This is a genomic window from Zetaproteobacteria bacterium (assembly GCA_003696765.1).
Lineage (GTDB): Bacteria > Pseudomonadota > Zetaproteobacteria > Mariprofundales > J009 > RFFX01.
On the sequence record RFFX01000059.1, the window covers coordinates 1 to 14,424 of the forward strand.

Consider the following 14,424-nt stretch of genomic DNA (forward strand, 5'->3'; position numbering starts at 1 on the left):
CCCCGCTGCAGCCACCATTGGGCGACGGCCAGCACGAGGAAGGTGATCAGGAAGAGCACCAACCCCAGCTCGATCAGGGAGGAGAGGTAGAGGTCGCTGTCCGCCTCGGTGAACTCGTTGGCCAGGGTGGAGGCGATCGAGTTGCCTGGGGCGAGCAGCGACCAGGAGAGGTGGTAGGCGTTGCCGATGACGAAGGTGATCGCCATGGTCTCCCCCAGCGCTCGTCCCATGCCGAGAAAGACCGCACCGGCGACCCCCTTTTTGCCGTAGGGGATCATCACGTCGCGCACCACCTCCCAGGTGGTGCAGCCCAGACCATAGGCCGACTCCTTGAGGTTCTGCGGCACCATCAGGAAGACGTCGCGGGTCACCGAGGCGATGAAGGGGATGATCATCAGCGCCAGCACCAAGCCTGCGGTCAGCATGCCGATGCCCATGGTCGGGCCGGCGAACAGCGGGCCGCCGATCGTCTGTTGCAGCCATGGTTGGATATGGTCGGCCATGATCGGAGCGAGCACGAAGAGCCCCCACATGCCGTAGACGATGCTCGGGATCGCCGCCAGCAGTTCGATGGCGGTGCCGAACGGCGCGCGCATCCACGCCGGGGCCAGCTCGGCCAGGAATAGGGCGATCCCCAGGCTGAGCGGCACGGCGACGAGCAGGGCCAGCAGCGTGGTGACCAGGGTGCCGAAGATCGGAATCCATGCGCCGAAGCGGTCGGTCACCGGGTTCCACACCGTATCGGTCAGGAAGTGGATGCCGAAGGCCTTGATGGACGGCTGCGACTGCTGCCACAGGGCGATCAGGATGGCGGCGAAGAGCACGATGATCGCACCGGCGAAACCGGCGGTGACGGCACGGAAGAGGGTGTCGCCGGTTACGGTGCGGGTCGGGGATGACATCGGTCGCAATGCTCCTGAACAGGGTTTTGGTCCGGTGGAAACATGCCGACTTCGCAAAAAGTCGGCATCCGCGGCGTTGGCGTGCCGCGCAAAACCGGAGGTTGCAGAGGCAACCGACGGTTTTGTAAGGCAATCGAAGAGCGCGATCTTCGATCACCGTCGAGCAGAACGCCCACGGACGGGCTTGTTGCGATTCGCTCAAAAATGAGGGCCGGGGATTGTAGCCCCGGCCCTGCGGGCGGCAACGGGGCGGCCTTGACCCTGCCGCCCCGCGACGATCACTGCCAGAGGGGGTGCCCGTTGCGGTCCCGGATCAGATTGCGCCAGCTGGTCTCGACCATGTCGACCACCTTCCGCGGCATCGGTACGTAGTCGAGCTTCTCGGCCGCGGCTGCGCCGTTCCTGTAGCACCAGTCGAAGAACTTCAACACCTCCTTCGCCTGTGCGGGACGGTCCTGCCTCTTGTACATGAGGATGAAGGATGCGCCGGTGATCGGCCAGGAGTTTGCACCCGGCTGGTCGGTCAGCACCATGTAGTAGCCGCGGGCATGTGCCCAGTCGGCGCCGGCGGCGGCCGCCTGGAAGTTGGCCGCGGTCGGGGCGACGAAGTTGCCGTAGTGGTTCTTCAGCAGCACCGAGGCCATGTGGTTCTGCAGCGCGTAGGCGTACTCGACATAGCCGATGGAGCCGTCCACCTTGTCGACGAACGCCGCCACGCCCTCGTTGCCCTTGCCGCCGACCCCGACCGGCCACGGGACCGACTTGGCGTTGCCGACGGTGGCCTTCCATGCACCGCTCACCTTGGAGAGGTAGTTGGTGAAGATCCAGGTGGTGCCGGATCCGTCGGAGCGGTGCACCACGGTGATCGCTTGGTCGGGCAGGGAGAGGCCGGGGTTGATCGCTTTGATGCGCGGGTCGCTCCACTTGGTGATCTTGCCCAGGTAGATCTCGGCGAGCGCATCGGCGGTCAGCTTGAGCTGGCCGGCCTTGATCCCCTTGATGTGCACCACCGGTACGACGCCGCCCATGATCATCGGGAACTGCATCAGGCCGAACTTATCGAGCTGCTCCGGCTTGAGCGGCGCGTCGGAGGCGCCGAAATCGACCGTTTTCGCCTTGATCTGCTTGACGCCGCCGCCGGAGCCGATCGACTGGTAGTTGAGCCTGACACCGCTGACCTTGTGGTAGTCGTGCGCCCACTGGGCGTAGATCGGATAGGGGAAGGTGGCGCCGGCACCGGTGATGGTGGTGCCCGCCTGTGCGCCGGTTGCGGCCACGAGCAGGCCGGCGGCGAGGATGGATGCTTGTTTCCACATGTTCGAATCTCCTTTGGTTGTCATGACATCGTGAAGAAAGGAATCGGGGCGGCAGGACGACGGGGGAGCCGCCCGCCGCCCCGAGAGGGTCAGAACTTGAACTGGCTCCAGAGACCGTATTTGGTCTCCTCCGTGGTGGCGCCTGCGGTGGCGGTGCTGACATACCCCTTGTTGGTGTACTTGGTGTTGTCGTAGGCCAGCGTGAAGTCCACGTGCTTGGTCGGTGAGAACTCGATACCGGCCAGATACCGGGTGCGCTTCTGTTTGAACTGGCCGGCTGTCAGACCGTTGATCGGCTCACCGTCCTCGCGCTCGAACCGACCGACCAGGCCGAAGCCGTCGCCCACCTTGCCATAGCCCCAGACGGCGTAGGCGGTGTTCTTGAAGTTGGCGTTCTTCGCCTTGTCGGTGGCACCGGTGTCGTCGCGATCGATGATGTAGTTCACCCCCACACGGTAGTCATGGCCCCCGTAGGTGGCCATGAACTGGCCGAGCGTCTGCTTGCCGTTGGGGGCGGGGGTGCCGAAATCGCGCTTGCCGTGGTAGCCCGCGCGGTACTGGAAGTCGAGCGTCAGCCCGTCGACGAGGTGTAGCCCGATGCGGCCGCTGTAGTCCATAGCGTCATGCTTTTTGGTGTTGCCGTAACCGCCGCCGTTGACCGCCACCACCCAGTAGTCGATGGTGCCGTCCATCAGCTTGCCCTCGAGCCCGATGCCGGCATCGGAGGATGCCTCGTAGCCCAGGGTATCGGTCAGTACATTGGAGAGGTAGCGGTGGCCCCAGAGATGCTCCTCGTGGTCGATCCACGGGGTGTGCGACAGCCCGAGCCGCAATACGGCGGCATTCCCGGCCAGCTTGCCCTGGAGATAGGCGTACTTGAGGAAAATGTTGTTGTTCTTCTTCAAGGTGCCCGGCTCCAGCACGCTGTCCAGTGTCACCCGGAACATCCAGTCGTCGTTGAAGCGGTACTTGGTGGTCAGGTAGGTGCGGCTGACGTTGACCCCGCTGCTGCGTGCGGTCTTGACACCGTCTGTCTTGGTGGTGGCGCGGGTCAGATCGGTAAAGACCAGCCCCTCCACCTTCAACGTGGAATCGCCATGCTCGGCGATGGTGATCCCTCCGGCGGAGGCCATACCGCTCGCTCCCATGGTGAGTGCCAGTGCGGCTGCACCGGCCACTGTGCGTCGTTTCATCGTGTTCCTCTCTTCTCCTTTTCTCCTTGTCGTGTGGTGGCGTGATCGTTTGCGCAACGCCCTTCCGCGGGGCTTGATGCCCCCGGTCGGGGTGGACCACCAGTTCGGTACGACGGGGATCGCCCCCGGCGTTGCCGGCGGCGAACCGTAGCACGGGAATGTGACACCGTTGTGACACACGCACTCCCTCTCCGCCCCCTTCGGTGACGGCGTGGGGCATGGCCATCATCCTTGATCGAATCGCAAAAAGTCCGTCCGTGGACTTTTTGCTTGAGGGGGATCGAAGAGCGCGGTCTTCGATCCCCTTACAAATCCGTCGGTTGCATGCGTAACCTCCGGATTTGCGCGGCCGTCCTGACCGCGGCTGCCGGCTTCTTGCGAAGCCGTCATCCTTGTCAACCGGCCGCTTCCGCATATCATACGCCCCACAGCGGCCGGGGCCGCAAGCAACAGAGGAGGATCCGCACGATGCATCTGGATACGTTCGTTCCCGCTTTCCTGATCTTTGCTACGGTCGGGCTGGTGCTGCCGGTGCTGTTGGCGACCATCGCCGACGCGCAGCGCAACGGCGAGGCGTAGCGAGTCGAGCATCCCGGGGCGGGCGGCGTGCCTGTTCCCGGATGGTTGGAAGGCGGTCCTTCGGGGCCGCCTTCGTTTTCTCCCCCGGCGGGAGGCGCGGTTGGCAGGTGCGTGGAGGGATCTTGTGGGGCGGCGCACCTTGATGCGGGCCGGGCGTCCCGGCACCATTCGCCCCATCGAGGCGGTGGGCCGGTGTAGCTCAGTTGGTAGAGCGGCTGATTTGTAATCAGCAGGTCAGGGGTTCGAATCCGTTCACCGGCTCCAGTTCGACGGGCGATTAGCTCAGCGGGAGAGCACTGCCTTCACACGGCAGGGGTCGCTGGTTCAATCCCAGCATCGCCCACCATCCATTCGATCGGATCGTAAAGCTCCTTCCAGGAGCCTCTTGCTTGGATGGAAGTCGAAGGGCGCGGACTTCGACTCCCTTACAAAACCGTCGCTTGTATGCGCAAGTTTCGGATTTGCGCGACCCTCTCTGATCGCGGACGATGGTTTCTTGCGAAGCCGTCTCCCGGCTCCCCGGAACCAAGAGAAAGCATCCGAACGCAAGGGCCGCCCCTGCGAGGGCGGTTTTTGTCTCGGGTGTGCCATGGGCCCGAAATGGGGCCAACCGGTCCCGGAAACGTCGGATGCGCCGTATCGTGATGCCGGAAGCCTCCCGCACTGGTCGGGTTGGAGGGGGGCAGTCGTCAGAACGGCCGTTTTGGTTGCGAAAAGCGTGATCTAAGGGCGGCAACGGCCTCTTTCGGGTGAACATACGGCGGATTTTCCGTATGTTGACTTGGTCCGACCCCGATGTGCCCGATGTGTATTGTCACTAAAAACGGTCACTAAAAACGAAAAAGCCCGCAAGCTTTACACTTGCGAGCCGTCTCTATACGCTGTCGGAGAGTGACCTGGTACCGAGGACTGGAGTCGAACCAGCACTTCCGTAAGGAAACTGGCACCTGAAGCCAGCGCGTCTACCAATTCCGCCACCTCGGCATCGCCGCGGGAGCCGCAGGTGCCTTGCACCAGCCTCCGCGCGGAGAGGTGCGCCATCATACTCAGGAGCATGGTCATGTCAAGATCAGAACGTTGTCGTTCGAAGCCGGGGGCAGGGCGCCCGCGACGCGGTGGGCGAAGGGGGCAGAGGGCGGGTACGCCGATGATCGGCCTGCTCTGTGCCCATCCCGACGGCTTCGGTTTCGTCCGCATCGAGGGGCGCGAGCGGGATCTCTTCCTGCCGCGCGAGGAGATGGGCGCGCTGATGGATGGTGATCGCGTCGAGGTGGTGGCGGTGCGTCGGCGTGGTCGTGAGTGTGGCCGGGTGATCCGGCTGGTGGAGGCCGCCCCCAACCGGCTGGTCGCCCGGCTGGAGCGCCACGGCGGCGTGCTGGTGGCGATGGCGCGCAATCCAAAGGTGCGCCAGCCGGTGGTGGTGGATGGAGAGGATCTCGCCGTGGCGCACGAGGGGGAGTGGGTGCGGCTGGAGATCGATCGGCGTGCCCGACCGTTGCGCGGCCGGGTGGTGGAGCGGTTGGAGCGGTTGCAGACCCCGTCCGGTCTGATCGATCTGGTTATCGCGGAGGCGGGGATCGCGACCGGGTTCCCCGAGGAGGCGCTCCGGCAGGCCGGGCAGGTTCCCGCCCGGCCCGGCAGGAACGAGATCGCTACGCGCACCGACCTTCGCCACTTGCCGATGGTCACCATCGACGGGGCCGACGCCCGCGATTTCGACGACGCCATCTGCGTGTTGCCACGCGGGGAAGGGTTCGAGGCGTGGGTGGCCATCGCCGATGTCGCCCACTTCGTGCCGGCCGGCTCTCCGCTCGATCGCAGCGCCGCCGAGCGGGGCAACTCCTTCTATTTTCCCGATCGCGCCATCCCCATGCTGCCGGAGCGGCTGGCCAACGGCCTCTGTTCGCTCCGGCCGCGGGTCAATCGGCTGGTGCTCGCCGTCCGCTTGCGGATCGATGCGCGCGGGCGGGTGCGCTCCGTGCGCCCGTACGAGGCGGTGATCCGCTCGCGTGCCCGGCTCACCTACGATGCGGTTCAGGCATTCTTCGCCCAGGGGCGGCCGTTGAGGACGAAGGATGAGGAGATCCCGGAGATGCTGCGCACCGCCGGGCGGCTGCTCGACCTGCTGCAGCGGCGGCGTTCGGACCGCGGGGCGATCGATTTCGACAGCCTGGAGATGCGCATCGTGTTGCGCGGCGATCGGATCGTCTCGGTCACTCCCCGGCGTCAGGATCGGGCGCAGCGTTTGATCGAGGAGCTGATGCTTCTGGCCAATACCGCGGTCGCCGATCTGCTGCGTGCGGCGGGGCGGCCGGTGGTCTACCGGGTCCACCCCGAACCGGAGCGGAAGGAGATCGAGGAGCTCAACCGCTATCTCGCGCCGTTCGGCTTGCACATCCGCTCCGACAGGCAGGGGAGGGTGCAGCCCGGAGCAGTGCAGCGGGTGCTGGAGCAGGCCGCGGAGAAGGGGTTGGAGCATGTCCTGCCGCGGCTGGTGCTGCGCGCCATGCAGCAAGCCTGCTATCAGGTCGACGAGGCAGGCCACTTCGGCCTCGCCTATCGGCGCTATTGCCACTTCACCAGTCCGATCCGTCGCTACAGCGATCTGCTGGTCCACCGCCAGCTCAAGGCGCTGCTGCATCGACAGCCGCCCCCCCGTGTCTCCGGGATGGGGGAGATCTGCGCCCATCTCTCGGCGCAGGAGCGGGTGCAGCAGCGGGCGGAGTGGGATTGTCAGGCGATGTTGGGCGCGCTCTATTACCGCGACCGGATCGGTACGGTGTTGTCGGCCCGGATCAGCGGGATGAGCAAGCGGCGCCTCTTCTTCACCCTGGACGAGAGCGGGGTGGAGGCGTCGATGGCCGTCGACCGGCTGGCGGGCATCTACGATCTCGATGCACGCAACCATCTGCTGCGTGGCCGCCGCCACGGTCGCACCTTCCGCCTGGGCGATCCGGTGCGGGTCTCGTTGGAGGGGTGCGATCCGGTGCGTGGCCAGATCCGGGTCGCAATCGCCGAGGAGTAGGCAGGCGCATCCTTCCCCACCGGCGAACGTCGATCGACCTCCTTACTGTCCGGTCATCTCCGGCACGATGGCGTGGAGCGCCCGGCGCACCTCGGCCGGATCGCGCCGGTTGCATGCCTCGCCCAGTTGCGCCAGCGCTGCTTCCAGCCAATCCCACTCCACTTCGCGCCCTTCGGCCAGACGGATCTTGTGGTGTGCGGTGGGCAGCAGCCGCTCCTCCTCGTGGAACAGCTCCTCATAGAGCTTCTCCCCCGGACGCAGGCCGGTGAACTCGATGGCGATGTCCACGCCCGGCTCCAGTCCGGAGAGGCGGATCATCTTCTCGGCCAGGTCGACAATGCGCACCGGCCTGCCCATGTCGAGCACGAAGATCTCACCACCCTGGCCCATCGCCGCCGCATGGAGGATCAGCCCCACCGCCTCGGGAATGGTCATGAAGTAGCGGGTCACCTCCGGGTGGGTGACGGTCACCGGTCCGCCGGCGGCGATCTGCTGCCGGAAGAGCGGCACCACCGACCCCGCCGAGCCGAGGACGTTGCCGAAGCGGGTGGTGATGAAGCGGCAGCCGGGGCTGCGCCCGTCGAGATTCTGGCAGAAGATCTCCGCCGCCCGCTTGCTTGCGCCCATCACATTGGCCGGGTTGACCGCCTTGTCGGTGGAGACCTGGATGAAGCGCTCCACCCCCCGTTCCGCGGCCAGGGTGGCCAGAGCGCAGGTGGCCAGGGTGTTGGTCTTCACCCCTTCGATCGGATTGCACTCGACCAGCGGTACATGTTTGTAGGCGGCGGCGTTGAACAGCAGCTCCGGCCGGTAGTGCTCCAGGATCCAGGCCACCCGCCCGCGATCGCGGATGTCCCCGAGCAGCGGTACGGTCTCGCACCCATTCCCGCCGTCGCGCAGCTCCCGGTCGATGCGATAGAGGTTGAACTCGCCGTGATCGAACAGTAGCAGCCGGCGCGGTGCGAAGGCGCGCAGTTGCCGGCAGAGCTCGGCACCGATGGAGCCGCCGGCGCCGGTGACTAGCACCGATCGGCCACGGATGGTTGCGCGCACTAGATCCGGATCCATGCCGACCTCATCGCGGCCGAGCAGATCCTCGATGCGCAGCGGGCGCAGGGCGCTGACCGTCACCTTGCCGCCGGCCAGTTCGGGCAGTGAGGGCAGGGTGCGGCAGGTCACCCCCGCCCTGGCGGAGAGATCGAGGATGCGGTTGATCGTCTCCGGCGGCGCCGAGGGGATGGCCAGCAGCACGATGTCGGCCTCCAGCTCCGCCGCCAGAGCGGGCAGTTGCGCGCACTCCCCCAGCACGCGCACGCCGTGGACCTCCAGCCCCTGCTTGCCGGGATCGTCGTCGAGCAGGCCGACCGGCAGATAGTCGCGGCTGCGCAGCAGCTCGCGCAGCAGCAGCTCGCCCGCCTCCCCCGCGCCGACGATCAGCGCCCGTTGCGCTCCCGAGGCGTCGAGCCGCCAGCGGTGGTCCTTGTGCCAGCGGTAGAGCATGCGTGGCGCGGCCAGGCCGATGGCCAGCAGCAGTGGGTAGAGCAGCAGCACCGAGCGCGGTACGGCGTCGAGCCGCCACAGGATGAAGTGGGCGATGAAGAGCAGCGCGCTTCCGGTCAGCACCGCCTGCGCGATGCGCAGCAGATCGGGCAGCGAGGCGAAGCGCCAGATGCCGCGGTAGAGGCCGAAGCGCTGGAACACCGCCCCCTGCAGCGGCAGGGCGAGCAGCAGCAGTTGGCCCAGCGCCGGGAGATGGGCCGCCGGGATCGGGCCGAGGTTGAAGCGCAGCCAGAAGGCGAGCAGCAGGGCGAGCGGGATCCAGATCAGGTCGTGCAGCACCGCCATCCAGCGGCTGCGCCAGAGCGGGATGCGCGGCCGGCCGGTGCGCCCTACCATGGGGTGGTCTCCTGGTGGTGAACGCGCCGCCGGTACTGGTAGTGGAACTTGCGTCGCAGCAGTCCACCCGGGTCGTCGGGGACGCGCCGCAGCCACATCCGGCGCGCCTGCTGCTGCTCCAGCCGGCGCAGCGCTTCGGCACGGTGGTCGGGCGTTGCTGATGGCTGCTGCGGCTGTTCTCCTGCCATGGTGTGCGCTTGTCGGGCGTCGGCCGGCCGGTTCTTGTCGCGCTGTTCGGGGCGGGATCGCTGTTGAGCGGCCTGCGCGTCGTGTTGTTCCTTCTTTAGGCTCTGGCCCGCATGTTGTGTGGGCTTTTGTTGATCTTTTTGGCCGCCCTGCCGTACGGATCGCTGCGGTTTCGACTGCTGCCCGGTGTCGCCCTTGTCCCGATCGGATTGCTTCGGTTGTCGGCCCGGCCGGTTGGCTTCGGCGTGCCGTTGCCGCTGGCTTTGCTGCTGGTGGGCATCGCCCTTGTTGTTTCGGCTGCCGCCCTGCGCGCTTTCGGTCTGGTTCCGCCGCAACAGCCGTCGGACCAGCGCGCGGTTGAAGGCGGCATCCTCCATGTCGGGGGCGAGCTTGAGCGCTTGGTCGTAGGCGGCGATCGCCTGCGCGAGATGTCCGGCTTTGGCCAGCGCATTGCCCCGGTTGTACCAGTCGTCGGCGGTGGCCGGGTGGTCGAGCGCGCGGGCCGCGGCGGCGAACTCCCCGGCGCGGTAGTGGGCCACCGCCCGCCAGCGGCGGTCGAGAAAGCGCCCTGCCGCCTCCTTCGCCCTGCCCTGTTCGAGCAGGGCCATCCCCTGCTGGTCGCGGTTGCGCCACCAGTCGGAGCGCTCCATCGCCGAGGCTGGCTGCGGCGGCAGCATCAACACCATCAGCAGGGTGAGCAGCCAGCCGCGGCGGAAGGCGAGGGCGGCGAGCAGCAGCAGCGGGGGCAGCAGCCACACCCCCTCCTCGCGCCAGCGATCGCCGAGGGCCTGGCGCGCCTTCGGCCTGGGCTGCGCGTCGTGGCGCGGGGCGAGCAGCGGGGTCAGCCGATCGAGGTCGCGATCATCGAGCGTGGCGCGGGCGAAGAGTCCGCCGCCGGCGCGGCTGATCCGCTCCATCGCCGACCAGTCGCTGCGGGCGATGACGATGTTGCCGCCGGCATCGGTGACGAAGCCGCCCTCGCCGGGGATCGGTGCGCCATCGCGGGTGCCGAAGCCGAGCAGGCTGACCCGGTGGCCGTGGCGGCGCAGTCGCGCTGCCGCCTTGGCACCGGATTCGGCGCTGTCGGTCAGCACCACCACCTGACCGTGGGCGACGCCGCCATTGGCCAGCAGCTGTTGCGCCTTATCCAGTGCCAGGTCGAGGCGGGAGCCTTGGGCGGGCATCATTTCCGGTCGCAGCACCGGCAACTGCTGGGCGATGACCCGGGTGTCGTCGGTCAGCGGCACCACCACGAACGGCTCCGCGGCGTAGACGATCAGTGCGGTCTCCCCCTCCTTGCGCCGGGCGAGCAGGTCGGTGAGCTTCTCCTTGGCCCGGGTGAGGCGATTCGGCTTGAGGTCGCCGGCCAGCATGGAGCGGGAGAGGTCGAGCAGGATGACCAGCGCCTGCTGCTGACGGAACAGCGGCTGAGGCAGTCTGTGCCACGCAGGTCCGGCCAGGGCGATGGCGGCCAGCAGCAGCCCGGCACCGAGCAGCGCCATCCACCTGTTGCGTCGGGGCGCGTCGCAGCCGATCAGCAGGGCATCGAGCAGCGCCGGGTCGCACACCGCCTGCCAGGGGGAGCGGTGGGCACCATCGCGGCGCAGCAGCAGCCAGATTACTCCGGCGATGAGCGGCAGGCTCAACAGCCACCACGGCCGCAGGAAGTGGAACGCCATCGGTGGCGGCAGGAATCAGGCGCGGCCGGTGCTGCCGAAGCCGCCGCTGCCGCGCGCGGTCTCATCCAGCGCCTCCACCGGTCGCCAGGCCGCCCGCAGGCAGGGAGCGATCACCAGTTGGGCGATGCGCTCGCCGCGCTGGATGGTGAACGGCTCCCGACCGTGGTTGATCAGGATCACTCCCACCTCGCCACGGTAATCGGCATCGATGGTTCCCGGTGCGTTGAGCACGGTGATGCCGTGTTTGAGCGCCAGCCCGGACCGGGGGCGCACCTGCGCCTCCATGCCGTCGGGCAGGGCGATGGCGAAGCCGGAAGGGATCAGTGCGCGCTCCCCCGGGGCGAGGGTGACCGGCTCCTCCACCGCCGCGCGGATGTCGGCGCCGGCGGCGTGGTTCGATCCGTAGGCGGGCGGCTCGATGCCCGCGCCGTGGGGCAGCCGCCGGATTGCGATCTCAATCTGCTGCATGGTCGATTCCGTCCGTTTGATCTCGATGCTGTTCGGTACAAGGCGGCCACTGATCGAGGATTCGCTGGACGATGGCTCTGGCGGTGGCCTGCTTGCTGCCGCCTGTGATCGGCCGGGGCGCATCCTGCGCGGTCAGCCACCAGAGGCGGTCGTGTCCGGCAGCCCCCATGTCGGCGATGTCGTTGACCACGATGGCGTCCGCCTGTTTGGCGGTCAGCTTGCGCCATCCTTCGGCCAGCGCAGTCTGGGGATCGTCGCCCACGGCCTCGGCGGCGAAGGCGACCACCCGCCTGGGGCGCGTCGCACCCGATGCCGCCACTGTGGCGACGATATCGGGGTTGCGCTCCAGTTGCAGCGTCGGCGCCTCCGCCGTGCCGCGCTTGAGTTTGCCGGCGTGCGGCCGGGCCACGCGGTAGTCGGCGACGGCGGCGGCGGCGAGGAAGAGGTCGCATCCGCCGGCCGTCTCCTCCAGCGCCGCCCGCAGCATCTCCCGGGCCGACTCGACCGCGCGGGTGTCGACCCCCTCCACGGAGGGGGTTCCCGGCCCGGCGATCAACGTCACCTCCGCACCATACCTCGCCGCTTCACCGGCGATGTGTGCCCCCAGCCGGCCGGAGGCGCGGCTGGTCAGGATGCGGACATCGTCCCACCGCTCCCAGGTCGGCCCGGTGGTGACCACCCAGCGGGAGCCGCGCAGCCGCTGCGGCGTGCAGAGGGTGACGATCTCCTCGAGCAGCGCCGAGGGTGTGCGCATGCGGCCGGGCCCCTCTTCGCCGCAGGCGAGTGCGCCCGCCTCCGGCCCCGAGATGTGCGCCCCGTCCGCGCGCAGCCGCGCCACGTTGCGCTGCGTGGCCGCTGCCTGCCACATCGAGCGGTTCATCGCCGGAGCGAGCAGCAGCGGCCGCTCGCAGACCAGCGCCACGGTGGTGAGCAGGTCGTCGGCGACGCCTGCGGCCAGCTTGGCCATCAGGTCGGCGGTGGCCGGGGCGATGACCAGCAGGTCGGCCCAGCGGGCCAGCTCGATATGGCCCATGCGGTGGTCGGTGGTGCATGAGAAGAGCGCCTCCCCCACCGGCGCGCCGCTGAGCGCCTCCATGGTCAACGGGGTGATGAACTTGCCGGCGGCGCGGGTCATGATGCAGCGCACCTCGGCCCCCGCCTCCCGCAGCAGCCGCACCAGCTCGGCGCTGCGGTAGCAGGCGATGCCGCCGCTCAGCCCGAGCAGGATGCGCCGACCGGCAAGCATCGGTGTCGGTACCGTGCTGTTCAGGGCGCGGTCAGTCAGCCTTGCTGTAGCTCGGCCAGTTTCGCCATCACCTCCTCGACATGGCCCTTGACCCGCACCTTGCGCCAGACGGCGCGCACGATCCCCTCCGGGTCGATGATGAAGGTGGAGCGCTCCACACCCATCGTCTTGCGGCCGTACATGTTCTTCTCCTGGATGACGTCGAAGGCGCGGCAGAGGGCCTCGTCCGGGTCGGAGATGAGCGGGAAGTTGAGCTGCTGCTTCTCGCTGAAGCGCTGGTGCGACTTGATGCTGTCGCGGCTGGCGCCGAGTACCACCGTGTCGGGGATGCCGCCCTGGCAGCGGTCGCGGAAGTCGCACGCCTCGGTGGTGCAGCCCGGTGTGCTGTCCTTGGGGTAGAAGTAGAGGATCACCCAGCGGCCGCGGAACTCTTCCAGCCGCCTGGTCTCCCCTCCAGGATAGAGAGTGAAGGGGATCCCTCCAGGGGCGGGATCCCCGCAGTTGATGGCGTAATCGGTCATCGTTGATCCAATCGCAAAAAAGTCCCTCCATGGACTTTTTGCTCGCCGGCGATCGAAGCGCGCGTCGATCGCCGTACACCTAAGATTGCCTGCGCAACCTTAGGTGTTGCGCAGCCCTCCGTGGCCGCGGAGGAGGTCTTCGCAAGAAGCCGGCATGGTTGATCGATCCTGGCTCGATGTCAGGCTGCGCATGGTATGGATTCGCATCCGGCGCGTCACCATGGTGCCGTGCCGGGAACGGGGAGGGGCGACGATGCCCACGGGAGCCCGCGGGTGGAGCTGCCCTCCCCCGGCAAGAGGGTACGTTCAGGGAGCAGCAGGATGATCGCGTTGATCGACTACGGGATGGGCAACATCCATTCGGTCACCAAAGCGCTGGAGCGGGTCGGCGGCGAGGTGCGGCGGGTGACCCGGCCGGAGGGGCTATCCGGCTGTGCGCGGATCGTCATCCCCGGTGTCGGCGCCTTCCGCGACTGCATGGCCACCCTGCGCGCCCGCGGGCTTGATGCCGCACTGATCGATGCGGCCGCCGCCGGTGTGCCCCTGCTCGGCATCTGTCTGGGGATGCAGATCCTGCTCTCCCGCTCGTATGAGTTCGGCGTGCATATGGGGCTGGGCCTGATCGACGGCACCGTCGAGCCTTTTCCCGACTCCCTGCCGGCGCAGGGGTGCAAGATCCCGCACATGGGCTGGAACGACATCGAGCCTACGGTCGGCCACCCGGTGCTGGATGCGATCGCCGGGCGCCAGCTCTACTTCGTCCACTCCTACTTCTGTCGGCCGTATGACGATACGCACCTCCTGGCGCGCTGCCGCCACGGCACGGTGGGCTTCGCCGCCGCCATCGGCCGGGGTCATCTCCTGGGGGTGCAGTTCCATCCGGAGAAGAGCCAGTCGGCGGGGCTCGATCTGCTGCGCGCCTTCGTGACGTGGCGGCCGTGACCTCCGCACATAGAGGGCCATCGTGGCCGTGGAGAGCGTGGTTCTCCTCCGGGTGTCGGATCGGGCAGGTGTGACACAGATCACAGCGGGGGCGTCGTCGGGTGGCACGATGCGCCCCGGCTTGCCGCACATCTCCCCCCGATGTGCGGGATGAGGCCCGGTGGAGCGCCGCCGATCTCCCCCCCCTTGGTGGCGCTCCCGGGCCTCGCAAGCCGCCCGTCCCGTCTTCCCCCATGTTCCGACGACCTCTTGCGATACCGCTGGTTCCGCCCCGTCGCGTCCGCCCGGTGTCCGCCCGGTGGTCAGCGCGGGGGGGCTGCGGCTAGCGTTGGCGGCATGAGCCGCATCTCCCGGTTGCGCAGGATGCTCGATCAGCGCATCCTGATTCTGGATGGCGCGATGGGCACGATGATCCAGCGCCACAACCTCACCGAGGCCGACTACCGGGGCGAACGCTTCGCCGACTGGCCC

11 protein-coding genes and 3 tRNA genes are annotated in these 14,424 nt (G+C 67.8%); 5 read left to right on the forward strand and 9 right to left on the reverse strand.

Annotated elements, in window-relative coordinates; genetic code table 11:
• From pstC to D6682_06090, 3 genes are all read right to left on the reverse strand, one after another.
• On the reverse strand, window positions 1-902 hold a 902-nt coding region (gene pstC, locus D6682_06080), incomplete at its 3' end, for a phosphate ABC transporter permease subunit PstC (GenBank protein ID RMH50820.1).
• 278 nt (window positions 903-1,180) lie between these two features.
• Window positions 1,181-2,218: a phosphate ABC transporter substrate-binding protein PstS gene (gene pstS, locus D6682_06085; protein RMH50821.1), complete on the reverse strand. Its 1,038-nt coding sequence runs from the start codon at window positions 2,216-2,218 to the stop codon at window positions 1,181-1,183.
• Window positions 2,219-2,307: 89 nt separating this feature from the next.
• A complete protein-coding gene (locus D6682_06090; GenBank protein RMH50822.1) occupies window positions 2,308-3,411 on the reverse strand; it encodes a hypothetical protein in 1,104 nt (367 codons plus the stop codon).
• A 767-nt stretch (window positions 3,412-4,178) separates the two neighbouring features.
• On the opposite strand from D6682_06090, the gene D6682_06095 reads away from it, so the two are divergent.
• A tRNA-Thr gene (locus D6682_06095) sits at window positions 4,179-4,254 on the forward strand.
• 7 nt (window positions 4,255-4,261) lie between these two features.
• Window positions 4,262-4,336 (forward strand) — tRNA-Val (locus D6682_06100).
• A 551-nt stretch (window positions 4,337-4,887) separates the two neighbouring features.
• Here the strand turns inward: D6682_06100 and D6682_06105 are convergent.
• Window positions 4,888-4,974 (reverse strand) — tRNA-Leu (locus D6682_06105).
• Between the two features lie 70 nt (window positions 4,975-5,044).
• Here D6682_06105 and rnr point away from each other — a divergent pair.
• On the forward strand, window positions 5,045-7,015 hold the full coding sequence (gene rnr / locus D6682_06110; GenBank protein ID RMH50823.1) for a ribonuclease R: 1,971 nt from the start codon (window positions 5,045-5,047) through the stop codon (window positions 7,013-7,015).
• Window positions 7,016-7,057: 42 nt separating this feature from the next.
• On the opposite strand, the gene D6682_06115 is transcribed toward rnr, so the two are convergent.
• Genes D6682_06115 through D6682_06135 form a run of 5 tightly spaced genes read right to left on the reverse strand, consistent with a single transcriptional unit; the run spans window position 7,058 to window position 13,011 of the window.
• Window positions 7,058-8,860, reverse strand: coding sequence for a polysaccharide biosynthesis protein (locus D6682_06115; GenBank protein ID RMH50829.1), 1,803 nt, complete (start codon window positions 8,858-8,860; stop codon window positions 7,058-7,060).
• Window positions 8,861-8,904: 44 nt separating this feature from the next.
• Entirely contained in the window at window positions 8,905-10,776 is a 1,872-nt protein-coding gene (locus tag D6682_06120; protein RMH50824.1) for a VWA domain-containing protein, read from the reverse strand.
• Window positions 10,777-10,791: 15 nt separating this feature from the next.
• Window positions 10,792-11,244 carry a dUTP diphosphatase gene (locus tag D6682_06125; GenBank protein RMH50825.1) on the reverse strand — a complete coding sequence of 151 codons (453 nt, stop codon included), beginning with the start codon at window positions 11,242-11,244 and terminating at the stop codon, window positions 10,792-10,794.
• Window positions 11,231-12,490 (reverse strand): bifunctional phosphopantothenoylcysteine decarboxylase/phosphopantothenate--cysteine ligase CoaBC, encoded by a 1,260-nt coding sequence (gene coaBC / locus D6682_06130; GenBank protein ID RMH50826.1) that lies wholly within the window; start codon window positions 12,488-12,490, stop codon window positions 11,231-11,233. Before coaBC ends, D6682_06125 begins: the two co-directional genes overlap by 14 nt.
• Window positions 12,491-12,525: 35 nt before the next feature.
• Window positions 12,526-13,011, reverse strand: coding sequence for a peroxiredoxin (locus tag D6682_06135; GenBank protein ID RMH50827.1), 486 nt, complete (start codon window positions 13,009-13,011; stop codon window positions 12,526-12,528).
• A 321-nt stretch (window positions 13,012-13,332) separates the two neighbouring features.
• Between D6682_06135 and hisH the strand changes: the two genes are divergently transcribed.
• Window positions 13,333-13,953 carry an imidazole glycerol phosphate synthase subunit HisH gene (gene hisH / locus D6682_06140; GenBank protein RMH50828.1) on the forward strand — a complete coding sequence of 207 codons (621 nt, stop codon included), beginning with the start codon at window positions 13,333-13,335 and terminating at the stop codon, window positions 13,951-13,953.
• Between the two features lie 345 nt (window positions 13,954-14,298).
• Window positions 14,299-14,424 (forward strand): 5-methyltetrahydrofolate--homocysteine methyltransferase (locus tag D6682_06145; GenBank protein ID RMH50830.1); only part of this gene is annotated, 126 nt, incomplete at its 3' end.